The organism is Acinetobacter sp. YH01024, assembly GCF_013420195.1.
In the GTDB taxonomy this organism is placed as follows: Bacteria; Pseudomonadota; Gammaproteobacteria; order Pseudomonadales; family Moraxellaceae; genus Acinetobacter; species Acinetobacter amyesii.
The window spans coordinates 74,429-99,195 of sequence record NZ_VOYQ01000009.1; the positions used below are offsets into that span (position 1 = coordinate 74,429).

At 41.0% G+C, this 24,767-nt stretch carries 26 protein-coding genes, 1 rRNA gene and 1 pseudogene; 17 read left to right on the forward strand and 11 right to left on the reverse strand.

Features of this window, described 5'->3' with window-relative positions; genetic code table 11:
• Nucleotides 1-917: 917 nt before the first annotated feature.
• Nucleotides 918-1,835 carry a DMT family transporter gene (locus FTT88_RS06365; RefSeq protein ID WP_180004610.1) on the forward strand — a complete coding sequence of 306 codons (918 nt, stop codon included), beginning with the start codon at nt 918-920 and terminating at the stop codon, nt 1,833-1,835.
• A 123-nt stretch (nt 1,836-1,958) separates the two neighbouring features.
• Entirely contained in the window at nt 1,959-3,155 is a 1,197-nt protein-coding gene (locus FTT88_RS06370) for an MFS transporter (protein WP_180004611.1), read from the forward strand.
• Between the two features lie 54 nt (nt 3,156-3,209).
• On the opposite strand, the gene FTT88_RS06375 is transcribed toward FTT88_RS06370, so the two are convergent.
• From FTT88_RS06375 to FTT88_RS06385, 3 genes are all read right to left on the reverse strand, one after another.
• Nucleotides 3,210-3,854 carry a HEPN domain-containing protein gene (locus FTT88_RS06375; RefSeq protein WP_180004612.1) on the reverse strand — a complete coding sequence of 215 codons (645 nt, stop codon included), beginning with the start codon at nt 3,852-3,854 and terminating at the stop codon, nt 3,210-3,212.
• Nucleotides 3,855-3,951: 97 nt separating this feature from the next.
• Nucleotides 3,952-4,362, reverse strand: coding sequence for a hypothetical protein (locus FTT88_RS06380; RefSeq protein WP_180004626.1), 411 nt, complete (start codon nt 4,360-4,362; stop codon nt 3,952-3,954).
• Nucleotides 4,363-4,549: 187 nt separating this feature from the next.
• The gene (locus FTT88_RS06385; protein ID WP_180004613.1) at nt 4,550-5,965 is read right to left on the reverse strand and encodes a methylenetetrahydrofolate reductase C-terminal domain-containing protein; all 1,416 of its coding nucleotides are present in this window, start codon (nt 5,963-5,965) and stop codon (nt 4,550-4,552) included.
• Nucleotides 5,966-6,249: 284 nt separating this feature from the next.
• Between FTT88_RS06385 and dusA the strand changes: the two genes are divergently transcribed.
• A complete protein-coding gene (dusA, locus tag FTT88_RS06390; RefSeq protein WP_180004614.1) occupies nt 6,250-7,281 on the forward strand; it encodes a tRNA dihydrouridine(20/20a) synthase DusA in 1,032 nt (343 codons plus the stop codon).
• A gap of 118 nt (nt 7,282-7,399) precedes the next feature.
• Here dusA and FTT88_RS06395 read toward each other — a convergent pair whose 3' ends face one another.
• Both FTT88_RS06395 and coaBC read right to left on the reverse strand, forming a co-directional pair.
• Nucleotides 7,400-7,918 (reverse strand): Asp-tRNA(Asn)/Glu-tRNA(Gln) amidotransferase subunit GatC, encoded by a 519-nt coding sequence (locus FTT88_RS06395; protein ID WP_180004615.1) that lies wholly within the window; start codon nt 7,916-7,918, stop codon nt 7,400-7,402.
• Nucleotides 7,919-8,308: 390 nt separating this feature from the next.
• Nucleotides 8,309-9,580: a bifunctional phosphopantothenoylcysteine decarboxylase/phosphopantothenate--cysteine ligase CoaBC gene (gene coaBC / locus FTT88_RS06400; RefSeq protein WP_180004616.1), complete on the reverse strand. Its 1,272-nt coding sequence runs from the start codon at nt 9,578-9,580 to the stop codon at nt 8,309-8,311.
• A 112-nt stretch (nt 9,581-9,692) separates the two neighbouring features.
• On the opposite strand from coaBC, the gene radC reads away from it, so the two are divergent.
• The 3 genes from radC (at nt 9,693) to FTT88_RS06415 (ending at nt 12,508) form a co-directional block, all read left to right on the forward strand.
• The gene (gene radC / locus FTT88_RS06405) at nt 9,693-10,394 is read left to right on the forward strand and encodes a DNA repair protein RadC (RefSeq protein ID WP_180004617.1); all 702 of its coding nucleotides are present in this window, start codon (nt 9,693-9,695) and stop codon (nt 10,392-10,394) included.
• Between the two features lie 75 nt (nt 10,395-10,469).
• The gene (locus FTT88_RS06410; RefSeq protein WP_180004618.1) at nt 10,470-11,381 is read left to right on the forward strand and encodes a bestrophin family protein; all 912 of its coding nucleotides are present in this window, start codon (nt 10,470-10,472) and stop codon (nt 11,379-11,381) included.
• A gap of 77 nt (nt 11,382-11,458) precedes the next feature.
• On the forward strand, nt 11,459-12,508 hold the full coding sequence (locus FTT88_RS06415) for a hypothetical protein (RefSeq protein ID WP_111885438.1): 1,050 nt from the start codon (nt 11,459-11,461) through the stop codon (nt 12,506-12,508).
• On the opposite strand, the gene FTT88_RS06420 is transcribed toward FTT88_RS06415, so the two are convergent.
• Entirely contained in the window at nt 12,495-13,352 is an 858-nt protein-coding gene (locus FTT88_RS06420) for a PHP domain-containing protein (protein WP_111885437.1), read from the reverse strand. The two genes, FTT88_RS06415 and FTT88_RS06420, sit on opposite strands and share 14 nt — an antisense overlap.
• Before the next feature lie 44 nt (nt 13,353-13,396).
• Between FTT88_RS06420 and FTT88_RS06425 the strand changes: the two genes are divergently transcribed.
• From FTT88_RS06425 to mnmC, 4 genes are read left to right on the forward strand one after another with little or no spacing between them, the layout of a single operon-like run.
• Nucleotides 13,397-14,008: an inner membrane-spanning protein YciB gene (locus FTT88_RS06425; protein ID WP_078191311.1), complete on the forward strand. Its 612-nt coding sequence runs from the start codon at nt 13,397-13,399 to the stop codon at nt 14,006-14,008.
• 28 nt (nt 14,009-14,036) lie between these two features.
• Nucleotides 14,037-14,339 carry a YciI family protein gene (locus FTT88_RS06430; protein WP_078191312.1) on the forward strand — a complete coding sequence of 101 codons (303 nt, stop codon included), beginning with the start codon at nt 14,037-14,039 and terminating at the stop codon, nt 14,337-14,339.
• A 5-nt stretch (nt 14,340-14,344) separates the two neighbouring features.
• Nucleotides 14,345-14,860 (forward strand): hypothetical protein, encoded by a 516-nt coding sequence (locus FTT88_RS06435; RefSeq protein WP_078191313.1) that lies wholly within the window; start codon nt 14,345-14,347, stop codon nt 14,858-14,860.
• Between the two features lie 37 nt (nt 14,861-14,897).
• Nucleotides 14,898-16,853 (forward strand): FAD-dependent 5-carboxymethylaminomethyl-2-thiouridine(34) oxidoreductase MnmC, encoded by a 1,956-nt coding sequence (mnmC, locus tag FTT88_RS06440; RefSeq protein WP_180004619.1) that lies wholly within the window; start codon nt 14,898-14,900, stop codon nt 16,851-16,853.
• A 34-nt stretch (nt 16,854-16,887) separates the two neighbouring features.
• Here the strand turns inward: mnmC and FTT88_RS06445 are convergent, their stop codons facing one another.
• Nucleotides 16,888-17,202 (reverse strand): rhodanese-like domain-containing protein, encoded by a 315-nt coding sequence (locus FTT88_RS06445; protein ID WP_078194202.1) that lies wholly within the window; start codon nt 17,200-17,202, stop codon nt 16,888-16,890.
• 92 nt (nt 17,203-17,294) lie between these two features.
• Between FTT88_RS06445 and FTT88_RS06450 the strand changes: the two genes are divergently transcribed.
• The 3 genes from FTT88_RS06450 to FTT88_RS06460 all read left to right on the forward strand — a co-directional run bounded on the left by FTT88_RS06450 (nt 17,295) and on the right by FTT88_RS06460 (nt 18,947).
• Nucleotides 17,295-17,783 (forward strand): YajQ family cyclic di-GMP-binding protein, encoded by a 489-nt coding sequence (locus FTT88_RS06450; RefSeq protein WP_078194203.1) that lies wholly within the window; start codon nt 17,295-17,297, stop codon nt 17,781-17,783.
• A 27-nt stretch (nt 17,784-17,810) separates the two neighbouring features.
• Nucleotides 17,811-18,314, forward strand: coding sequence for a DUF4442 domain-containing protein (locus tag FTT88_RS06455; RefSeq protein ID WP_180004620.1), 504 nt, complete (start codon nt 17,811-17,813; stop codon nt 18,312-18,314).
• Between the two features lie 132 nt (nt 18,315-18,446).
• Nucleotides 18,447-18,947: an ester cyclase gene (locus FTT88_RS06460; RefSeq protein WP_180004621.1), complete on the forward strand. Its 501-nt coding sequence runs from the start codon at nt 18,447-18,449 to the stop codon at nt 18,945-18,947.
• A gap of 65 nt (nt 18,948-19,012) precedes the next feature.
• Here the strand turns inward: FTT88_RS06460 and FTT88_RS06465 are convergent, their stop codons facing one another.
• From FTT88_RS06465 to FTT88_RS06475, 3 genes are read right to left on the reverse strand one after another with little or no spacing between them, the layout of a single operon-like run.
• Nucleotides 19,013-19,432, reverse strand: a complete 420-nt coding sequence (locus FTT88_RS06465) for an acyl-CoA thioesterase (protein WP_078191328.1) — start codon at nt 19,430-19,432, stop codon at nt 19,013-19,015.
• A 21-nt stretch (nt 19,433-19,453) separates the two neighbouring features.
• Nucleotides 19,454-19,885: a thioredoxin TrxC gene (gene trxC / locus FTT88_RS06470; RefSeq protein ID WP_078191319.1), complete on the reverse strand. Its 432-nt coding sequence runs from the start codon at nt 19,883-19,885 to the stop codon at nt 19,454-19,456.
• Complete coding sequence (locus FTT88_RS06475) at nt 19,886-20,782, reverse strand: alpha/beta hydrolase (protein WP_180004622.1); 897 nt, start codon at nt 20,780-20,782, stop codon at nt 19,886-19,888.
• A gap of 124 nt (nt 20,783-20,906) precedes the next feature.
• On the opposite strand from FTT88_RS06475, the gene FTT88_RS06480 reads away from it, so the two are divergent.
• The 4 genes and pseudogenes from FTT88_RS06480 to FTT88_RS06495 all read left to right on the forward strand — a co-directional run bounded on the left by FTT88_RS06480 (nt 20,907) and on the right by FTT88_RS06495 (nt 24,514).
• Nucleotides 20,907-21,242 (forward strand): TIGR01244 family sulfur transferase, encoded by a 336-nt coding sequence (locus FTT88_RS06480; RefSeq protein WP_078191321.1) that lies wholly within the window; start codon nt 20,907-20,909, stop codon nt 21,240-21,242.
• A complete protein-coding gene (locus FTT88_RS06485) occupies nt 21,235-21,657 on the forward strand; it encodes a beta-lactamase hydrolase domain-containing protein (RefSeq protein WP_180004623.1) in 423 nt (140 codons plus the stop codon). Before FTT88_RS06480 ends, FTT88_RS06485 begins: the two co-directional genes overlap by 8 nt.
• Nucleotides 21,658-21,860: 203 nt before the next feature.
• Nucleotides 21,861-23,057: pseudogene (locus tag FTT88_RS06490) on the forward strand (hypothetical protein).
• Between the two features lie 83 nt (nt 23,058-23,140).
• Nucleotides 23,141-24,514, forward strand: coding sequence for a dihydrolipoyl dehydrogenase (locus FTT88_RS06495; RefSeq protein ID WP_180004624.1), 1,374 nt, complete (start codon nt 23,141-23,143; stop codon nt 24,512-24,514).
• A 138-nt stretch (nt 24,515-24,652) separates the two neighbouring features.
• On the opposite strand, the gene rrf is transcribed toward FTT88_RS06495, so the two are convergent.
• Nucleotides 24,653-24,767, reverse strand: a 5S ribosomal RNA gene (gene rrf / locus FTT88_RS06500).

The following is a 24,767-nucleotide window of genomic DNA, read 5'->3' on the forward strand; positions in this document are numbered from 1 at the left end:
TCTTAAGTAAACATCGCAATCCGCGATGTCTCCCCTCAGGATGTGTTTTTGTACAATTTTTGGATTCTAATTGAACTTTTTTAAAATACTACCCAATATTTATTTAATAAATACCCATATTTTGAACTCATGATTCATGAAAAGAATAGTGCGATATTTCATTTATTCAGTTTTATTTGTCGATTTATTACTCATTTTTATCCTATTTATAACTTTTTAATATTACTTAAGACCAAAAAAATAAATAATTTCGCTGGTTTTAGTGCTGATTGTTTCAGTGCGTTGATCATTGTGACATTTTCATTCGACAACTAATGACCTGAACGTGTCGTGAAAAATCGACTTAAGTCAGGTAAAGCCGCTATTTCATTCAGACTGCATCAGCTCGTTGACTCATTTGACAGTTTTGACGTGCTGACCTGCATTGAAAACTGACTTTTTTCTGCCACAGTCTCGTCAAATCGGTCAGCTTGAATATCCGATGGATTTTTGCGCACGTTTCGGGTTTATTGAGATCTTGCTCTCCCCACCTGATGCTTCGCCTTAACTTAGAATTGACTTTTTTAGCTAAAAAAATAATTTTTTGAATATTTAGCATCATGATATCGCTACTGACTTTCTATCCCAAAAAAACACTATTGCACCATTTATGTGCAATTTTCACCTTAAATGTTTCAGCCTGATATATTTGACCTGCCGAGTCATGTTGAGATTAAAAAATTCAAAACCAAATTGGTCATTTCTTCCACTGTTTTTCATGTTTGATCTAGCAATCCCTTATGCATAAAGGAATAAGTCCTATTCTTTTTTTGCATTTTTACTCACACGATGCATTTTTTATAATCAGAATGACAGTTCAAACTTGTCGGAACAATGCTGTCGAATTCGTTCAGTCGTCATGAGGCACACCTTAACTTATGTCAAGAAACCTTAGTCCGCACTTCATCGGTGCAATTTTTGCACTGATTGCTGCCTTCTTGTTTAGTACCAAAGCGATTTTTATTAAGCAAGCCTATGCACTTTCTCCTCTTGTCGATGCCACAGTCCTCATGGCTTTACGCATGATGAGTGCATTGCCGTTTTTCTTGGTCATTGCATGGCTGAGTCGACGTTCCTATCAAACGATTCAACGAAAAGATTGGGTGCTCTTGCTCATTTCCGGTCTAATCGGCTATTACTTTTCGAGTTGGCTCGACTTCCGTGGCTTGATGTATATCAGTGCTTCGCTTGAACGAATTATACTTTTCCTGTATCCCACATTAACTGTACTGGCTTCCGCTGTTTTATTCAAAAAGCCACTGAGTTTTAAAACCATCCTTGCCCTGATTTTAAGTTATGGCGGGACAGTGTTAGTGATGCTACAAGAACAAAGTACCACACCACATGATCAGTATTTTTGGCTCGGATGTAGTTTGGTTTTTGCCAGTGCCGTGTTATTTGCAATTTACTTATTACTCACGCCAGGCCTCATGCAAAAGTTTGGTTCTTTACACTTTACTGGTCTAGCCCTGAGCATAGCCTGCGTTGGGACGATTATTCATTTTCTATTTGCAACACCACAGCCTATCGCCTTGCTCCAACAACTCCCGAGTCAAGTCTGGCTGTATGGTTTAGCGCTAGGACTATTGGTAACCGTGCTTCCAACCATTTTGATGATGCAAAGTATCGTCCGACTTGGGGCTGCACAATCGGCTATGATTGCCTCTATCGGGCCCATTTTAACGATTTTACTGGCCGTCGCTTTATTGAATGAACACTTAAACCTATGGCAATGGGTCGGTTGCGGTCTGAATATGCTGGGTGTCTTGATGATCAGTCTCAGTAAGAAATCCTAAACGCGTGCGTGGATACAATTCACAGAGAAACACTTTAAGACCTGTTTGATTTTCCTTATAGTGACCACAACAGCGTGGCAGCAAATTCTTTGCATACGCTTCCGCCCAATATCTGGACAATTTATGAAAGCCTCGATCGACATTAGCCATGATAAAACCCTGTTGTGGCTTATGGCTGCTGCATGTGGTTTATGTGCGGGTGCCAATTATTATTGCCAACCTTTAGTGGCTTCTATCCAACAGAGCTTTCAAATTCCACAATCTGAAGTTGCGCTAACCGTCACCTTTGCGCAAATTTCTTATGCTTTGGGTCTACTGTTTATTGTGCCGATTGGCGATATTGTGAATAAAGCCAAATTTATTCCATTACTCATGCTTGGTGCGACTGTCGGTTTAGCCCTCTGTGCTTTTTCGACCAATCTATACATGCTTTGGGCAGGAACCATTATCACGGGGCTATTTTCAGTGGCTGCTCAGGTTCTTATCCCTTTGGTCACTGTTGCGATACGACCTGAAAAAATTGGGGCAGTTGTTGGCTTTTTAATGAGTGGGTTATTGGTCGGCATTCTGTTATCGACCAGTCTCTCTGGCTTATTGTCCTATCTGTTTCATTGGAAATCGATTTACATCCTCAGTGCGCTCTTGATGTTGGTATTAGCACTCTTACTCAAAAAACGTCTGCCCGTGGTCAGCATCACACGGATGCCCTACAGCCAAGTTTTCCAGTCAATGGGCGCATTACTCAAACATGAGCCACGGTTAATTTTCCGTTCTCTAATTGGAGGCTGTGTCTTTGCCGCGATGAGTATGCTGTTTTCCACCATTGCCATGTTACTGACTGAGCCACCTTTTCAGTTGGCCGATGTTTGGGTTGGTGTTGTGACTTTAGTTGGTGTGTTTGGTGCCCTATCAACACAGTGGATTGGGCGTTGGGCAGATTTAGGCTTTAACCGAAAATTAACCTGGCTCGGTTGCAGCATCTTAGCCCTCAGTTGGGGACTGCTATATTTGGGTGGATCATCTCTTGCTTTTTATATTTTGGGCTATGGTTTAATTAACCTCGGTTTGGCAATGGTGCATAGCTGTAATCAAAATATTATTTTCCAACTCAACCCGATTGCACGCTCTCGAATCAATTCAATTTATATGACTTTTTATTTTGTCGGTGGTGCATGTGGTTCAGCTTTGGGCGTATTTGCATGGCATCATGGCGGCTGGACCACCACCTGCATGACAGGGATTGCTTTAGTCATTGCTGCTGGATTTTTTGTCTTGATCGATCAACTCTATACTGCGCGTCAACTAAAATATCCACAATGAAATGTATGGATCATTACTCTAAAGCCACATTACTGTGGCTTTATGTTTTTGAAATTAACTGACCTGCACCACAGGATAAAAGGGTTTGCCTAAATCCAAGGTTTCTGCATTTTCTAAAAGAATCACCATAAATACTGGTAAGAGTGCCAACAGTATTGTGCAGCCATCTTGAAGTTGTTTGCGATTGACCGAACTTTTATAGGTCGCGCCGCCATGAACCATTTGATTGCGTAGCGTATACATGCGATTGAACAGCACCATTAAAATATCAACGGAATCTTTTTCTTTAAGCGCGCGTAGTACTTTCTGTTTTTCATGCGCCAAGCCCTCTTTGCATGCGTCATGGCTAATTTTTTGATTTTGATAATCCCAAAAGCCCTGATAAACATAGGGATTATCTAAAAACAACCGTATCGGCTGACTAAAACGCTCCCATAAAATATTATAGATTTTATGCTCTGCATCCTTTTGGCAAATCACATATAAAAACTGCCTTAAGCTTTGCTTGTCCTGCGCAATCTGTAAGTCTTGCGCGTATATTGCGTTGAAGGACACCCACAAACTGATAAATTGCAAATCGAGGTCATCTTGAAGATCAATCGACTTTTTCAGCCAACTTAACCCTCGATGAATGCGTAAATTAAATTGGTCGGTATGTTCCGACTTTTTACTTTTAAATATTTCTTCAAGTAGCATCATGCCTGCTAAATTCCAATGGATAATTCGTTTATTTTTCTACCATTTGAACTTAGCGCAATTGTTTACCACCATGCAATCAAAATATCTCTATATTCAACTATTTGGTTTCATCTTGTGTAAGATAGGTATAACGTTCTAACTGATCATTTTCATCAAAAATCAATTCATAAGACATTTTCTTTCCGTTAAAAACGGATTCGGCAGGTGTTCCTAAAAGTTCCCATAACCCCACAGTCGCCACATCTGCCGCACCATGCCAAAACGCACGTCCCACTTTACTGGCAGTCGAATAACCTTGAGTAAAAGTATAAATTTCATGGCGTTTGCCATTTTTATATTCAGAGATGATCGGTGCGCCAAATTCAGCAATTACCAAGTTACGAGACAGCCCTTGTTGAATCATTTCGGTATTTTTCTTGCTCGGCTGCTTGCTTGCCATGACAACTGAACAGCCTGTTGTGCCTGACAATGTGAAAACCAACGCTATTCCTAAGCAGGTCTTTTTCATCATGTGGTATTCCCCAAATTCTTCAAATATCTATTTTTAATTTTTGATTTTCATCTGCTGTTGATCTTAATTGTTTCTTTCATCTTTTTCATTTTTTTATACGACTATTCGTCTGATTTTTAGAATGATTAGCGCCTGAAAGATTCACATTTATAAAGTTTGCAGACTGAATAATGCTTTAAATGAATTAATGTTCTATTGGTGGCGATGTCGGTGGAACGAACCAGTTTTTCCAAGAACTACTGTGCCGAGTTTCAATTGCAACGGTAGGGATGAGCTCTTGCTTCAGCATTTTTTCTTGACCCACGGCTTTCGCCAACCGCGCTTTGACCGAGTGTATACACTCACGGTCTTCAAACTCACAGCGGTCAAGGTTGGAGCCACCACAGGGTCCATTGGCTAATCCTTTGGGACAGGTTTCAGGACAAATATATAAGGTTTCACCTAAACGACATTGTCCGCAATTTTCACAGCCCACGATGCCATGTTTACTGATAAATTCTGTTTTCAGCAAGGCCGCATCAGCTTTCGGTTTTTGCCATAATTTGGCCGAAAAAATATAAGATCCCGTCCCTTTGGCCAGTTTTGAACTAAAAAATAACTCATGCATGACATGCATACTTTTATATTTCAAAACCTGTTCAACTGGAGCCTTATGGTTATTTGCGCCCGTCGGTTGGAAGTTCACCTCAACACTAGAGCGCCAAAGCATTTTCCATTTTGCTAAACATTGTTCAAACGTTAATGTGGCAAATTGCAAAATTGCTTTTTGCAACTTCTCTTGTTCTACTGCTTTATGGCAAGCCGATAAATGAACCCCTGCATAGCCCAGATGCTGACACATTAAAATTTGTAAAGCGCAGCGAGCATAGACATTCTGTTCTGCTTGTATGGCGTCTGTTTGCTGTTCTTGTTGCAAAAAATTTAATACATCTGCTGAAAGCACGATGCCTGCAACTTTTTGCTTGGCCATAAAACGGGCACGGGCAAATGTTAGCGGCATGACACACGCCAATACAGGTACATGTGGATAGTATTGCTGCATATAGTGTTGGTAACTGCTCAACACATCCATGTCAAAGCCCAACTGTGTAATCACATAGTCAGCGCCAGCTTGAATTTTTTTATTCAGTTTAAAATACTGCGCATCCTTTTCTGCTTCTGCATATTTAAACGGATTAAAAGCCACCCCTAAATAAAACCCACCAAAGTCTTTGGCTGCCATGACTTGATTCACAGATTCTAAATAACGGCTCCGTAAACTCGGATCATTTGCCCCATCCTGATGCTGCTTGAGCTTATCGCCACTGAGCAAGAGTAAATTCTCTACCCCATGCTGCTGAGCATCTTTCAGAAAAGTTTGAAAATCTGAGATATCTCGACCTTTCCCCGAATAATGCAGAATTTTTTCAATGCTTTGAGCATAGTCTTGCATCGCTACTAAAGGAGCAATATCCGTGTCACTTTGCACTCGGTCAGCCAATGTCATGCACACAGGAAAGCCCGCAAATGTCGTTGGGACCAAATGCGGTTTTTGCGTCGTTAGATATTCAAACGAGATACAAAATTGGCGTTGCATTAGATATTGGGAAAATAAAGACATAAAGGCAGGCAGTTAAATTTGCTGAGAAACCATACAATAAAGTTTATAAAATTATAGATTAATCACATAAAAATTTAAATTACTTAAGCCACACTTCCAACTCATTCTGGCTTGACTTTGAATAAGCCACACTAGCAAGACCATGCCCCAAACCACAATTTATGCTAATATTGCGCGCGTCTTGAAATGCGGTTTTTTTCATCGTATTTCAGACAGCTTTTGGTATTTCTTCACCATTTTCCATTTCGTTCTTCCATCTTGTTCTTTTAAGGCGTGTTTTTTTAATGACTGATCTCCAACCCATTGAAAATAAACTTCAACCACGAATTAGTGTTGCGCCGATGATGGATTGGACGACTCGTGACTATCGTTTCTTTGCACGCTTGTTTAACCCTAATGTGATTCTCTACACCGAGATGGTCACCACAGGTGCGATATTATTTGGCGGTGCGAATCGTCATTTGGACTATAACAACGAAGAACACCCGATTGTGTTACAGCTTGGTGGTTCAAATCCCAAAGATTTAGCGACCTGTACCAAGATGGCACAGGACTGGGGCTATGATGAAGTAAACCTCAATGTCGGCTGTCCGAGTGACCGCGTTCAGAACAATAAAATTGGCGCATGCTTGATGGCAGAGCCTGATTTGGTTGCAGAATGTATTACTGAAATGCGAAATGCTGTTGATATTCCAGTGACCGTGAAACACCGCATCGGGATTGATGACATGCAGTCTTATGAAGAAATGCTGCATTTTGTTGATACCGTGGCAAAGACTGGCTGTAACAATTTTATCGTGCATGCCCGTATTGCCCTGCTGCAAGGTTTGTCGCCAAAAGAAAACCGTGATGTGCCACCTTTACGTTATGAAGATGTTTATCGTTTGAAACGAGACCGTCCAAATTTATTGATCGAAATTAATGGCGGGGTGAAAACCTTTGCTGAAACACAGCAACATTTACAACATGTTGATGGCGTGATGATTGGCCGTGAGGCTTATCACAACCCGTATTTATTGGCTGAGATTGGTCAGCTTTGGGATCTCGAATTACCCAACCGTTTCGATATTATCGATCAGATGCTACCGTATATTGCTAAACGCATGGAAGAAGGTGCGCCGCTTTCTATCATTACCCGTCATATTTTAGGTTTATTCCAAAATCTACCAGGTGCTCGAAAATGGCGTCAGGCTTTAAGTGGTGGCAATGCCAAAACCTTTGCCGATGTGGAAAATGCCATCCAAAATATTAAAGATGCAATGCAACGTACTGAAGACTATTTACGTGATCATCCTAAAGTCGTTTTAGAAGATTAATCTTCAAAAGGTGAAAGCCTGCTATTTTGCGGGCTTTTTTTATTTTTCATGTTTCTTAAAGTGCTTGCTTGGTAAGATCGACAACTCAGCTAAATCATCTAAACAGTCACATCATCACTCAATGACTATTGACCGTAATGTTCCCCTTGGGAAAAGGCTCATCATAGCCAGTCCATTGATAATCGGATGGATCTTCTTCCTCACGCATACCCACATAACTCTCAGGCGCCGATGTAACAGGTTCAACCTCTTCGGTTGGCTGTTCCAATTCCTCAACCAAATGATTCAACTCTTGATCTAACTGCGCCTGATATTTTGCAATTTCAGCTTCGTCAATGAAGGCAAATTGTTCTTCATCTATTTTCCATGCATAGCCTTGCAGGTCTTTGTAAATATCGACCAAAACAGTATAAGGCTGACCATCGTATTGCAACGTCGCCTGAGCCTTAAAACTTAATCCCTTACGTTCTAATACTTTTATATTTTGAATCCGTAAATGGTACTGCCGATAATCTGGATTCTGATCAAACTCGTGCTGCATCTGCTGCTCAATCTGCCGAGATAATTCATCTGTCGAGACAAAATAACTACAACCAGCCAAACTCAACAGTAAAAAAATGGTGAGCCATCGAAACATATTGCATCCCCCATGATGCATTTATTCTTGATGAAAAAGTCAGACCGATCACAGATTCCGATCCAAACATTCCTCATTGTTTGCTTCATAATAGCCAATAAAACACACAGTACAAGCCAAATTATCAAGATTTCTCAATTTTATATTTAATTTTGATATCAATCACTTAAATTGCATTTTTGCTGTTTTAAAACACTGACAGCCTTGGTCTATTGCTGACATATTTTTGTTGAAAATGACCATTTTGGTAGTGGTTTCCTAACCTTCAAATTTTCAACATGAAACTGAACACCTCGTGATTTATTCAATATAGAGCCTTAAAACAAAACATCATAAAAGCGCCATAAAAAATCCCCGAACATTGCGGGGATTTTGAGGAATCAACTGAAATTATTCATCGTCCGTTTCAGGCTCATGATGTAGCGCATCATGTATAGCTTCCACCAATTGCTGTGCAATTTCTTGTTTTGACGCTTTCTCTAAATCACGCTTTTCCATTTGATATTGATCGGCGAAGAACACGGTCATGGCATTTTCATCAGAAGCAAAGCCAATGTCTTTACGTGAGACATCATTGCACGCAATCATATCGAGTTTTTTCGCCACAAGTTTGCCTGCAGCATACTCCTCGACATTGCGTGTCTCGGCAGCAAATCCAACCATAAATGGACGTTTTGACTGCTGCGCAATCGTTGCAACGATATCTGGGTTTTTAATTAATGCCACATTGAGTTCATCGCCAGCTTTTTTGATTTTATGCTCTGCAACTTCTGCCACGCGATAATCCGCAACGGCTGCTGTTGCAATAAAAATATCACAGCCTTCATCCAGCATTTGCAGACTGGTCTCTAACATTTTAATTGCAGACTGCACATTAATCCGTCGTACACCATTTGGTGTATCTAAACTTACGGGTCCTGCGATCAGCGTTACTTTAGCTCCAGCTGCATAACAAGCCGCTGCCAGTGCAAAACCCATTTTCCCTGTGCTGTGGTTGGAAATATAACGAACAGGATCTATCGACTCGCGTGTTGGACCTGCTGTAATCGCTACATGTTTACCGGCAAGCATGCCAAATTTTTCAGCAATAGCTCGCTGTGCTTGATGAAAATAGGCCGTCACTTGATCCGCTAAATCTTCTGGCTCAGGCATACGCCCTAAGCCCACATCACCACAGGCTTGAGAACCAGCATCGGGCATGATCACATGTACGCCATCTTCAACCAGTGTATTTAAATTACGCTGTGTCGCTTTGGCTGCCCACATTTGCTGATTCATCGCAGGGGCAACCCAGACGGGTGCTTTAGTCGCAAGATAAAGTGTCGAAAGAAGGTCATCTGCTAAACCCACCGCAAATTTTGCCAGCGTGTCGCAACTAGCAGGAGCAACCAATACCAAATCAGCCCAACGCGCCAATTCAATATGCCCCATACCCGCTTCTGCTTCGGGATTGAGTAATTCGGTATGCACAGGGTTGCCTGAAAGCGCCTGAAACGTTAGCGGGGTCACAAAGGCTTGCGCACCTTGAGTCATCACCACGCGCACATCAAATCCGGCATCTTTTAACCGACGGACAAGAATGGCACTTTTATAGGCTGCGATACCACCAGTGACACCTAAAAGAATATTTTTTGTGGGCATTACACTTAAATCAAAGCTCACGAACAGGCTACCTATCTGTTGCAGTGGCGCTCACAATAGCATTAAATATGCACTGACCCAACAATCTGCTGTGAAAAAGCCGATTGACTGATAATAAAAAAGTCTAAGAATAATGAATAATTCAATTAAAAATTGGCCTGAACAAGAGCGCCCACGTGAGCGCCTGATTCATCAAGGCGCACAAAGTTTATCCGATGCTGAGCTACTGGCTATTTTCCTACGCTCTGGTTCCCAGCAGCACTCTGCTGTCGAACTCGCACGACTCTTGATTCAACATTTTGGTCAGTTGCAAGCGCTGATGGATGCGTCACTTGAGGATTTACGCCAGTTTCATGGCATCGGAAACAGTAAATATGCGCAGCTCATGGCGGTAAAAGAACTCGGTAAACGCTATGTGAGTCAACATTTTCAGAATGAAGCCTTGCACATGCAACACTCTGAACAATTACAAAACTTTCTTCGCTTTGAATTTTTAGCGGAACGTCAAGAAGTCTTTGGCGTGCTCTGCCTAGATGCGCATTTAAGAAAAATAAACTTTAAAAAACTTTTTTATGGCAGCCTCAATACCTGTGAAATTTCCATCAATCAACTGCTGCGATACGCCATTTCTGAACACGCCAGCAGTATCGTCATTGCACATAATCATCCTTTCGGTCGTGCAGAACCTTCTGCTGCCGATCTTGAATTGACTCGACTCATTCAGCAGGCTTGTCAGCTGGTGGAAATTCGACTGATCGATCATTGCATTATCTCAACAGAAGGGAGTTTTTCCTTTGCTGAACATGGCTTGCTCCAAGCACACTCATCTGCATGAAACAGTTATTGACAAGTGCTTGAGCAAACCCGAAGATCATCATAATTTTTTAAAACTAGAAATTATCATTCGAACATGATCGTCCGTGACCAACCGAGTATTTTTAAGCTGCTATTTTCTTGGCGAGGAACGATTTTACCTAAGGTTTTACCTCCGCTCGGGATCGTTATGTTGCTGTCTGCCATTGTGGGCGGCTTATCCTATGTCGATATCTTCTATTTTACCGAATTTCCTTTGGTCGGCTTTACCCTGATCGGTGTTGTGCTGTCGATTTTCTTGGGCTTTAAAAACTCAGCCTGCTATGACCGTTGGTGGGAAGCTCGGCGTTTATGGGGCATTTTGATTGCCAACGCGCGACATTTTGACCGTGACTGCCGTTTACTCAGTCAAGGCCGTCGTGAACGTGTGATTCAACATGTAATCGTCTTTGCCAACGTTTTACGTGACCGACTCCGCCATCAAACCGCCAATCCCACTGAACTGGTTGAAACCAGCGGCATGAGTGCGAATGCCATCACCCAGTTATACCAACAGGCCAATGCACCGCAGTACACGTTGAGTTTGATTCAATGGGAGCTAATGCAAGCGCTCAAAGATGGTGAAATTTCAGATATTATTTATACCCAGATGAATCAGCATGTGATGGAACTCAGCACCGTACAAACCGGCTGTGACCGTATTGCCACCACGCCATTACCGTTTGCGTATTCAGTCTTGCTGAATCGAACCGTTTATTTTTTCTGTTTTGTCTTACCCTTTAGCTTGGGTTCTACTTTAGGCCTTGCGACCCCCCTTTTGGTCGGGATTTTGGCCTATACCTTTTTAGGCTTAGATGCGCTGAGTTCTGAGATTGAAGAGCCCTTTGGTACACAAAGTAATGACCTTCCATTGGACTCGATGGTGCGTACTATTGAAATTGAACTTCTTGGAACTTTAGGAAAACCCACCCCACCACCGATTCAAGCTAAAGATCATAATTTATTATAATTGGTATGCGTTTCGCCTGAATGCACGGATCGCATTCAGATCCATGATCCATACAACACCCATAATAAGGAAAAATCATGAAAATAAAAAAACGGATTTTCACTTATAAGCCACAACCGATTCTGCATCCTTGCAAAGCGCTTGCTGTGATTTTCATGTTCGTTGTGTTGCTGTTTAGCATCGCATTACTCCTAGCATGGCAAGGCATATTATTCACATCATGGCAAAGCAATTGGCAATTCTTATTCCTGATGAGTGCTCTATTTGTCATCAGTATATTTCGTGACAAATCGCAAAGAATCAAATTTCCATTTTGGATTCAACAGCATTTGATTGATCCCAAATTGGCTTTGGATTTAAAAGAACACGCCTTACGCAGTTCAGATGCTGTGATTGTGGATTATCGAGAGGTCCGTGAACATTGGTGGCAAGGCAAACAGCAACAATTGCTCTTAAAGCTCAATGAACTTGAAGAGGCGAAATGGTTTAGCGTCGATCTCCATCAAGTCTTTGCGAGTACTTTGTTTTTAAACATTCATGTGCAATTGAATTCTGCCCTCATTGGGCAACAGATTTGGGTGCATTATTTGGCACGTACGCGCACCATCGTGCAGTTATATGCGCATGATCAGCTTGATGATTTTCATCAAATGAAAAACTACTTTGCCATGCCCTATACGGGGAATATCTATTTTGAGCAGATTCCAACACGGCTTACGTTGGATTTACCTTATTTATCGGAAATTCATGCCGTTCGTGAAGAAGATCAACCCGGTTATCTCCTCAAACTGAAAACCAGTTATGGGCAGAGCTATCGTATCAGTTCACAGGCACGGCATTTTGATAAACTCGAATTGGCACTCTCAAGCGCCATTGATTTTATTCCTTATCGCAATTTTAAACATCAACCTACCATGCAATCTGCCTTGCTGACCAAGAGGCATCCTCAACGCGTGACAAGTCTACTGTTGTGCATAATCGCCATCAGTGTTTTTATCATCGCGTTTTTGTTCAAGGCATGGTTCTGGGCATGCGTTGCCGTGGGCTGCCTCTATCTGCTTTACCGTAACATTCAGCATTATCGAACTTCACCGTTTATCGAAGATCCTGATGTCAATGTGACTTAAAACTGTCCCAGATTCCAACTTGCCCTTCTTTCACTCGAGGGATGTTGCCGAGTTTGATCCATGGCATATTGTCACCATGAAAATCACTCCCAACAGAAACTTTTAAGTTAAAGGCAGCAATCATACGATCCACCATTTGACGAGTCGATAATGGCTCAATTGCCGGTGGTAATTCCACTGCATCACCGCCCGCTTCAGCAAAGATTTCAATCAAATAACGAATATTGGTCGCAGATAAATCATAACGCGTTGGATGCGCTAACACTGCAAAGCCACCACTGGCATGAATCACCTCAATGGTCTCAACAAGACTCGGACCTTCAAATTTTACAAAAGCTTTTTTGCCTTCTTTAATATATTTATCAAAAGCTTGTTGTGGACGTGAAACTACCCCCTTTTCCACCAAAGTTTTGGCAATATGGGTACGTGTTACCCGATCTGGAATATGGTCGACTTTGGCAACCACATCGCTATAAATATCTTGACCAATTAACGGTATCAGTAAGTCACAAATCTGCCGAGCACGTTCCGCTCGAATACGCTTTTGATCCATTAATAAGGCTTGTAAGGGCGCAGGATTTTGCATATTTAAAGCGACGATATGCACACCATAACTTTTTTTGGTCGCAGGTCTCGACCACTGGCTAGAAATCTCCACACCAGAGATTAATTGCAGCTTTAATTCATGCGCAACCTGCTCTGCAGCCAACAAACCGTCCATCGTATCGTGATCAGTCAAAGCCAGCGTATGAATTCCAATAGCACTTGCGGCCTGCACCAGAGCCTCTGGTGACAAAGTACCATCAGAAATATTACTGTGTGTATGTAAATCTACGCCTTGCATCTCTATACTATGTCATTTATTTGATCAGATTTAGATACTCTAACATGAAAGCACTTTTAGACTTTGTGCCACTCATTATTTTCTTTTATTTATATAAAACTGTAGATCCAAAAGATACGCAGCACCCATTATTACAATTGATTGGTTCTGCTGGGGGTGTCGATAACAATAACATTCTTGTGGCAACATCAGGTCTCATCATTTCCATGCTTGTGGTTTATGGTGCATTGTTTGTGATGCAAAAATTCCGTCTAGATAAACAGCAATGGATTGTGTTGTTCATGACCGTGATTTTTGGTGGTATTACCCTGATGCTAAGCGATGATTTTTATATTCGCTTAAAAGCCGTTTTACTGAACTTAGTGTTCGCAGGGGCGTTTTTACTTTCACCACTATTTAGTAAAGATAAGAAACCACTCATCGAACGTTTATTTGGTCCAGTCTTAAATTTAACCGCTGTCGGTTGGAAACGATTGAACTATGCATGGGCTGCAATGTTCGTGGTGATGTCATGTTTACACACCTTTTTCGCTTATTTGTTTGCAGACGGAAAATATTGGGGTGAATTCACTGCTTTTGGTGACATGATCGTGATGTTTTCCTTTATCATTATTCAGTTTATTGTATTACGTAAATACTTTAAGACCTCAGAATAATCCATTCGGTCAAAAATCAGGAAAAGTCATGCCATTATTCGTCGTAAGCTGTACAGATAATGAAGGTACAGTGGAAAAGCGCCTTGCGGTTCGTCCTCAACATCTTGAACGTCTACAAAAACTTGATGATGAAGGTCGTCTGATTGTTGCAGGTGCGATGCCTAAAGATCCGGCAAACCCGCAAGCTGGTTTTTATGGCAGTACGATCATTGTCGATTTTGATAGTCGTGAAGCCCTAGACCAATGGTTGGCAGATGAACCTTTCCTCAAAGAAGGGGTTTATGGCCAAATTGATGTCAAACCATTTAACAAAGCATTTCCTAAAGGATAAGGTTCATGCGCGTCGTTGTTTCTAGTTTACTGGGCTTATCTTTAATTTGTTCAACTGCATGGGCTGAAGAACCGGCTCCTGCACCTGCTGTAGCCCCTGCTGCTCAAGCAACGACTGCAACACCTCCTCCCAATCCTGTGCCGCATACCATTCCTGCCAATAAACCAGGCATCATTAAAGTGGCGGCAACCGTCAATCCTAATGGTCAACCTCAAGATGCAAATCCATTGACCATTGAACAATTGGCAAAAAATAAAGCGCTGCAAGATGCCAAAGTCAAAGCGATGGTCAAAGACCAATCTGTACGCTTACAACAGTTAGAAAAAGCTAACCTTGAAGCCTTGGCGCAAAACCAAGAATTACAACTTAAAAATGATAGCTTGGGCGTACAAGTACAAGTGCTACAAAGTGAACGTAGCGCGCAGATGTTTTTATACGGCGGGACCACACTGGGTGTTGGCGTGATTTTAGGTTTCTTGTTGGCCAGTTACGTCTATACCAAACGTCGTCGTCAATGGTAATTCTTTTTTCTACTTCAATTTAAAGGTTGCTTGAGTTTTGTCAGGTGCAATTCAGACTGCCGATCTCGATTGGCAAATGATCGATGGCATTGATATTCCAGTGTCTAAACAGTTTGGTGATGTGTATTTTTCGAAGGACAACGGCCTGCTCGAAACACGTCATGTGTTTTTAAAAGGGAATGACCTCGACACTCGCCTTGCGGCACTGACTGATTTTGAATATTTCAGTGTCGGCGAAACAGGTTTTGGTACAGGCTTAAATATTTTGGCCTTGTGGCAATTATGGCAACAGGTTCGTCCAGATAATCACAGTCATCTGCATGCCATTTCTGTAGAAAAATTCCCTTTATCTAAAGCAGACCTCATTCGTGCATTAAATGCATGGCCTGAATTACAACCTTTGGCACAGCAACTGATTGCGCAATATCCTGAACCCATTGCGGGATGTCATCGACTCAATTTTCCAGAAGAACGTTTTTCAATTGATCTTTGGTTAGGCGATGCACACGACGTTTTTCCCATCATGGCAAAAACTGCTACGGTCAATGCATGGTTCTTGGACGGTTTTGCACCCGCCTGTAATCCTGACATGTGGGAAGAAAACGTACTCAAAAATATCGTGCGTCTATCAGACATTGGGACGACCTTTGCCTCATTTAGTGTGGCAGGTGTACTGAAACGCGGCTTACGTGAGCATGGTATTACCATTACACGACCTCGTGGCTTTGCTCATAAGCGTGAAATGCTCAAAGCTTTTTGGCTCGCACCTGAAAAGTTAGATGATCAATCCGTAGTTGCTAACCTTCCCACTTTAGACGAAAAAAAAAATTCTGAAATCGCTCTAGGACATAAGCCCCGTCAAATCGCGATTATTGGTGCTGGCATCGCCGGTTTAAGCTGTGCTTGGGCATTTGCTCAACGTGGGCATCAAGTGCGTATTTACGAGAAATCAGCACCACTCAGCGGTGGGTCGGGTAATCCTCTTGCCCTACTCAACCCTAAACTCAGTCCAATTGAACAAAGTGCTGAACATTTGATGACCCTGAGTTGGTTATATGCGCTCAAGCATTATCAAAACTTCAAGGCATTTCGTCCCTTACAGATTCACCAATCTATTTTAAAAAATAAAGCAGAGCACCTTGATTTAGCTCAAGCTTATCCTTCAGATGTATTATCTGCTGAAGAAGGCACGCTAAATCAATTAGCCTCAACATATCCAACCCTGCTCCTCAAACAAGCAGGCGCAGTCAGTCCACATCAGCTTCGTGACCAAATCTTGGCGCATCCACACATTGAATTGTTACAAGCAGATATTCAACGCATTGAGCAACAACAAAATGGCGTTGCGCTATTTACACAGGATCAGCAGCTTCCATCTGCCGAGCATGTCATTCTCTGTGCGGCACGTGACAGTATGCAGCTACAAACAGATTATCCAGAGCTGCGTGCCATTCGTGGACAAGTCAGTTGGTTGAACAACCCCGCTCAACAAATGGATATGCATACAGCCTATAGTTATGGGGGCTATTGTATGCAACTGGATGCCGAACAGATGATTATGGGCGCGTCATTTTATCCCGGCCGTGATGACACCGACGTTCTCACAGAAGATCATGTGCATAACTATGAACTTATCCACAGTGTATTCCCCGACTTTGCCAAAACCTTAGCACCGATTGAGCAATGGCAAGGACGTGCCGCAATTCGCGCACAGACAAAAGACTTTTTCCCAGTAATTGGTGCAGTCCATGAAGATCAGCAAATTTATAGCTGTAGTGGACTCGGTTCTAAAGGTTTCCTGTATGCCCCGCTCTGTAGTGAAATCATTGCCGCGCTGGTCTTAAAAGAAGCCTGCCCTATTCCAACACAGCTACTCGATAAAATTCATGCAGCACGTTTTATACGACGCGCCAAAGCCAAACAAAAAACTAAGAAGCCTTATTTTCAGGGTCAGATGCCGTCATCTCCACCTCAAAAAAATAACCTGCAATAAAAAAGCGCCTTTCGGCGCTTTTTTTGATTCGATCTCATTTCCCTTGTTCCAAAGGAAGACCGGCATCACGAGCAGCACGCGTGCCGCCCATTAAGATTACATATTCACGTGAGCTGTCAAAACCCTCTAGTAACTCTGCTGCACGTGGAGCTTTACTTCCGCCACCACATAAAATGTAAATGGGTTGATCCGTTGACACCTGAGTCAGTGCATCTGATGACAATGCGTTGATCGGTCGGTTAACCGCACCTTTCACATGTGCTTCAGCATAAGCACTTGCATCGCGAACATCCCAGATAATCGAGTCTTCTGGGAACTCAAATGTTGTAATTTCTTGTTTACGGATCATTGCACACTCCTTTTGATGTAAACAACACTTGGCAAATGAAGAAAACATCCCTAGCATCTCAGATATTCTTTCCCTTTGTAAAGGTCTAATCTATGCCTTCTTTTGATATTGTTTCCGAATTAGAAGTTTTTGAAGTAAATCATGCAGTTCAAAACACGCAAAAAGAAATAGCGACGCGTTTTGACTTCCGTGGTCAAGACGTTTCAATTGAGTTAAATGAGAAAAATAAGGAAATCAAAATCTCAACAGAAAGCGATTTCCAATGTGAGCAAGTGTATACCATGCTCGAAAATCATTTCTTCAAACGTAAAGTTGACATTCAAGCACTCGATCCACAAAAAATGACCGCTTCTGGTAAAAACGTCATTCAAGTGATCAAACTAAAAGACGGTCTTGACTCTGATACTGCAAAAAAAATCAATAAAGCCATTAAAGAAAGCGGCATTAAAGTGCAATCTTCTATTCAAGGCGACAAAATTCGTGTGACTGACAAGAAACGTGACACTTTGCAACAAGTGATGGCGTTCTTAAAAGAGCAACAGTTTGGTGTGCCGCTTCAATTTAACAACTTTAAAGATTAAGGCAGCACAACTGCCATTGAGGTCAATATGGCACGTCCAAATCGTCTAAATAAACTGGTCAAAGCAAGCTCTAAATTACCCAAAGGTATTCAAAGTCGTTTGCTCAGTCGAGCTTTTGGTCGTGTCGTGCCCATGGTTGGAACAGCTAAAATCCAATATCAACATGTCAGCCCTGAGCGTGTTGAGGTGAGCATCGCCAATCATAAGGCGATGCAAAACCATATTGGGCAAGTACATGCCTGTGCCATGGCACTGATCGCAGAAACAGCCACAGGTTTTGTCACAGCTATGAACGTCCCTGATAGTGCCATTGTCCTGATTAAAAGCTTCAAAGTTGATTTTAAACGTCCAACCCAAGGTGGGATGAAAGCCATCGCAACACTTACCCCTGAACAGCAACGACAAATGCAAAGCACAGAAAAAGGTGAAACCTTAGTACAGGTCTTAGTCACCGATGAATCTGGTGAGCCACCGATTCAATGTGAAATGCTTTGGGCGTGGGTGGCAAAATCCGCTCTGAAAAATAAATAAATGTAAATAAAACTTACTTTTAAGTAAGTATAAGTTTTACCAAATTTCAGCAAAATCAAGACTGTTTTTTACTATTTATACGCCCTAATTCCGCTCAATATGCTTGCACGACACAAATATATTGAGCACTTTATGAAAAAAATCATTCCCCTTTCACTCATCAGCCTGGTGGTGTTTTTAACTGCATGTCAAAGTACTATTCCTGCAACGCCAACGACTCCAACACAAACAGCTGAAAGCAATATTCAAACCAGCCAAGCAGCGGAAAATAAGAAAATCGTGATTGATTTTTATGAAGGTGTCTTTCTTAAACATCAGGTTAAGACATATGCTGACCGATATATTGGCAATCAATATATTCAACATAATCCGCATGTACCTGATGGCAAAGCGCCTTTTGTCGATTATTTCATCCAGTATTTTAAACAAAATCCTGAAGCAAAAAACCAGATCAAACGTGCCGCTGCCGAAGGTGATTTGGTCTATTTACATGTGCACTCTACGCAGAATAATCAAGACCGTGGAGAAGCGATTATTGATATCTTCCGTGTTGAAAATGGCAAGATCGTCGAACATTGGGATGTGCAACAAAGCATTCCTGAAACCAGTGCCAACTCAAACACGATGTTCTAATTTCTCAGTCACTATTCATAAAAAAGCCACTCGATTGAGCGGCTTTTTTTTGCGTCTAACTTTAATTAAGCTTGATCTGCAGCAAATTTAGCTTTTGCATCCGCAGGAATTTGACGCTTAGCACCTTTCACATCCACAGCGACAAATGTAAACACACCTTCGGTTACGCGAATAGGATCTCGTGAGCTGTCATGACTATCCCAAACTTCAATCTGCATTTGGATAGAGGTATTACCCACTTTTAAAATTTTGGTATATACACTGATGACATCCCCGACTTTCACTGGAACGAGGAAGGTCATTTGGTTAATTGAAATCGTTGCACAGCGTCCTTGACTGAAACGCTCTGCGTGAATTGCACCGGCCAAGTCCATTTGTGACACGATCCAACCACCGAAAACATCACCACTCCAGTTGGTGTCTGCAGGCATCGCGATGGTTTGTAGGGAAAGCGTTCCTTCAGGTTTTACATGAGTTTCTGACACTTTAGCTCCTGGCGCTGACATTTATTGAGGTAGATTTAACTGCTGGTTGAGCCATTGTTGTAACTCACCAGCACGCATTGCACCACTTATTCTAGCAATTTCGTTGGTTTTATTCATCAAAACCAGTGTAGGAATACTACGAACATTAAATGCACCGCTCAATCGAGGGTTTGCTTCGGTATCAATTTTGGCAAAAACGACCTTTGGATTCGATTTTGCAACTTGGGCAAAGTGTGGCGCCATCATCTTACATGGTCCACACCATTCAGCCCATAAATCAATCAGCACAGGTAAATCACTATTGCTAATAAAGTTTGCAAAGTTCTTTTCATTCAACTCGATGGGCGCCAATGGAATCAATGCTTGATGACATTGACCACATGCAGGTCCAACTTCGAGTTTTTCTTCAGGTACACGGTTTTTTGCACCACATTCAGGACACACAACGATCATTTAGCTGACTCCAACATGTTGATGTAAAAATTCTAATTGGGTTGCCATGGCTTTTTCAAACCATTGCCCATGATAAATATCAAAATGTTGCATTTCCCACTCATAATATTGCACATACGGTGCAATATTGGTCGCAGTTTCTCGGCTTGATTCGATGGGAATCAAACTATCTTCTTTTGCCGCAATAAAAAGTACAGGTATGCTAATTTTACGGACATCCAAAATTGGGCGATAACGGATTAACTTAAAAAAGGCCCGAGCCGGAATTTCGCCACTCCAATAAAAATCAGAATTTACAATCGATAAGTAGCCCGCATAACTGTCTTCAGACTGTAAAAAACACAATCGATGTGGATGAACTACAGGTAAAGTCGTTGGGCTCATCCCAACTTTAGAACCCATATAGTCCTGACTTGATAATTTTAACGCTTTGGGTAATTGCTGTAAGGGATACAATTTTGCACTTTCAGCGCCGTCGACAAATGGAACTTGTACCATCAGCGCTTTAATATTTTTAAGCTCTGCCGCCAAACTAAGTACATAGCCACCACTCAGCGATGTTCCCCATAATACAATGCGTCTCGAATCAATCGATTTACGCTGCTGTAAATGATCGATCATGGTCCGCCAATCTTCAAGTTGAGCTTTAAGATTCACCAACTCTCTCGGACGCCCTGTGCTGCCCCCCCAATAGCGATAATCAAACAACACGACAGCATAGCCCGCTTGTACAAAGCGCTTTGCATATTGCACTAATTTAAATTGGCGTAATGCCGCTAAACCATGTGCCATGAGAATGACTGCAGGTTTTTCAACAGATTTTGGACGATAAAAGTCAGCAGCTATAACATCTTGTCCGCTTTTGACATACAGTGGTTCGACTGTATAGGCGTGCATACGCGCTCCATTGCGTTATTTTATGGTTGTAATCGCTTATAAAAATTTAAGAACATTCTGCTCAAGTTTGTGCTTAATGCTATCATAAAGCATAAATCTATGAATTAAATTATGGAGTGACTCAATGAGCGAAAATGTTGGTTTTGCAGGTCAAATCGGCCCAGAACATGTAGCGCAAGTGGTTGAAAAAGGCTTTAAATCGATTATCAATAACCGCCCTGACATGGAAGGTGGTCCTGAGCAACCAACCAGTGCTCAAATTGAAGAAGCAGCTCGTAGCGCTGGTTTAGACTATGTTCATCAACCGGTTGTTGCGGGTCAAATTTCTGAGCTAGATGTCCGTAACTTTGCTAATCATTTTAATGAATTGCCAAAGCCAGTACTCATGTTCTGCCGTACAGGTAACCGTTCAAATAACCTATATCAACTAGCAAAACAGATGGATCTTTTGGATGACTAAGGCTTTTATTCAAAAAGCTTTATTGATCGCAACATGCATCTTTTCGGTACCCACATTTGCTGATAATAACAGTCAACCCTTAAATGCAAATTTAAGTGTCTCTGGACAAATGACCACAGATAAGTTTTCAAGTTTACTCAAACAACTTAAATTTAAATCTGTAATTGTGAATCGACCAGATAGTGAGGCGGGCAATGAAGTGACTGTTTTACAGTTACGAGGCATTGCGGAAAAGTCTCATGTGAGTGTTGTGTATCAACCTGTGCAAAGCGGTAAAATTTCTCAAACAGACGTGAAAGAATTTGCCAAATATTATAATGAGCTTCCTAAACCCATTTTGATGATTTGTCGCAGCGGCTCTCGTTCGACATCTCTTTTCAATCAAGCTAAGGCTCAAGGTTTGCTCAATGACTAAATTCGTGTTTACCGTTTTATTTACAACGTTGTTGCTAACAGGGTGTAATTCTATGAATGTACGTCCAACCGTTGGTGTAAGTGTCGGGACTGTACTATAAAATGACGAATATAAAGATGGCGCTATTTGCGCCATTTTTTATGTGTGGTATCTTTACGCAATATAACTTTTTCTATACATAAATAACTATTTTGGGGTACTTCATGAAATTCGTTCAAGGGACACTTGTACTTACTTTAGCCGCTATACTTACAGCTTGTGGTGGTGGTAGTGATGGATATTTTAATAACGAAGGAACAGATTCCTCTAATCAAAACAATAACAGTGGTGGTACAACAACCCCAGCTGAAACTGCAAATGCACAATTAAATATTCTAAAACGTGAAGGGCAATATTTATTCGGTAATTATGATCCTAACGATGCATCAACAGCAAAAGGCTATATTGATCATTCAATGGATACATTTGCACAAGGCCCATTACAATTAAGTTTAGATATTAGGAAAATAAATTTAAACTCATTTAAAATACCTATCACTACAGAGATAAATGTTTCTATTTAAGTAAGACTGACTATAGAGCATGTTATGTTTTTATTGGCGAAGATATTAAAGATATCTTACCGGGTTATGACAACTGGGATTTCGACATTACAGCTAATGATCTAAAAAAACATCAAATTACAGCATGATGAAGTGACACCAAACTTAGAAGAATATGAATCAAATACTCGCATTTACGTATTTGAAAATGAAAATGGAGATAAAAATTTCCATGATGTAACTATTACTGGTGCATTTGCTTATCCATTTCAACAGTCTTGGGGAATACAACAAACTCAACAAAAAAGGTTTGTTTTAATAAATGGTAATACAAGCGACTATAAAATTACCACAACAGCAATAGTTACGGATCCATCAACTGGTGAAGATATTGAACGTGAAGTTACAACAGGTGCAATTAGTATTTACAAAGATCTCTCTTCTCTCGATGGAGATTTATACAATATTCAATCTGGATCAGGATTTAATGTATTAATTAACGATAACCCAAATATTCCTTTTGCAGAACCAATTTCATTCGTATTAAACTCAACACCAGGTACCACAAGTTCAGCAAGTTATCGTGTGAAAGCTTCAGGAGAATAAGAACTAATTTTACCCAGCATCACAACAATTGATGGTACTCGAGTTGAGAATGAAGCCTCTAATTTAAATAGCCAGACATTTACTGGAAGCATTAAATTAACAGGGACAAACATTTTGAAATTTAAGCAAGCTACAAGTGGGAGTCTTAGTTTTGAACATGCTATTAATGGAATTACATTCAAAGGTTCATCTACTAATAATGCAGGAACTGTAAGTACAAGTTTAACATTACCTTCTGCTCTTAAATTTTAAGTGTAAAGAAATGCAATTAAACCCTCTAGACTGAGGGTTTTTTTATATATTTAATTATAATTATTTAAAATGAAATTTAGCAAATGTACGACATCATCATTATCGGTGCAGGAACAGCAGGCATTTCAGCCTATAAAGAAGCAATCAAAAAAACACAGAATATTCTTATCATTAATGATGGTCCTTGGGACACCACCTGTGCACGCGTCGGTTGCATGCCAAGTAAAATACTCATCTCTACTGCCAACCGTATGCACGAAATAAGACATGCAGATAATTTAGGCCTTGATGTCAAAAGTGAAATTGATACATCTAGAGTCATGCAACATGTTCAAACTTTACGTGATCGTTTTACACGAGCCACTTTAAAAGATGTTGAAAGCTGGCCAGATGAACATAAAATCTCCGGTCGCGCAGAGTTTCTGAACGCCAATACCATTATTGTAAATGGTCAAAAACTTCAAGCAAAATCATTTATTCTTGCTGTGGGAACAACTCCCACTATTGACACTACTCAAAAACATATTCTAGGTTCCAAACTACTTACCTCTGATCAAATTTTTGAACTTAATCAGCTACCCGAATCCATTGCTGTGATTGGCAGTGGTGTAATCGCATTAGAACTCGCACAAGCCTTACATCGTTGCGGTGTAAAGACTACTATTTTTGCACGAAGCCGTAGAATTGGCTCATTAACAAGTCCAACACTTCAAAATTTGGCACAAGAAGTACTCAGCAATGAATTAGATATTAAATTCGAAGTATTACCCGAATCTTATGAAGTTCAAAATGATCAGGTTCACTTAAATTTTACAGACTCAAATAAACAACAAAAACTGAATGTGGATTATGTTTTGGCTGCAACGGGGCGTAGTACTTTACTTAATTCATTAAATTTAGAAAATATCGATGAATCATTTAATGACTTAAAAAAGCTACCCATCGATCCTATCAGCAAGCAATTAGGGGAATATCCAATTTTTATTGTCGGTGATGCACATACCAATACCCCTATCCAACACGAAGCAGCTCATGAAGGTAAATTTACAGTACAAAACTGTTTAAACTTTCCACAAATTAAATCCATCAAGACATTAACCCCTCTAGGCATCTTATTTTCTACACCACAAATGGCAACTATTGGTCAAAGCTATAAGCAACTACAAGATAAAAACACAGAATTCGTCATTGGTTTCGTTTCTTACGAAAAACAAGGTCGTGCGATTGTTGCTGCTAAAAATAAAGGGGCTGCCGAAGTATATGTGGATACAATTAACCATACACTATTAGGAGCTGAGCTATTCTGTGCAGAAGCTGAACATTTAGCACATTTGCTAGCTTGGATGATTTCAGAAGAACTAAGCATACATGAAATTTTGGATAAACCTTTCTATCATCCAACTTTAGAAGAAGGGTTAAGAACAGCATTAAAGCATGCACGACGTCAGTTAAGATAATTTTATCGTTCTATGTAAACTTATAGCGTTGGATACCAGCGCTTAATTTCCGTATCCCCCTCTATCTTTTTCCTTTCCCTTTTTCACCACGCATAAAAAAAACCCCCAACGTTTAAGTTGGGGGTTTTTCGAATAATGAGCTGGCGATGACTTACTCTCACATGGGTAACCCCACACTACCATCAGCGCTAAGAGGTTTCACTTCTGAGTTCGGGAAGGGATCAGGTGGTTCACTCTTGCTATTGTCGCCAGC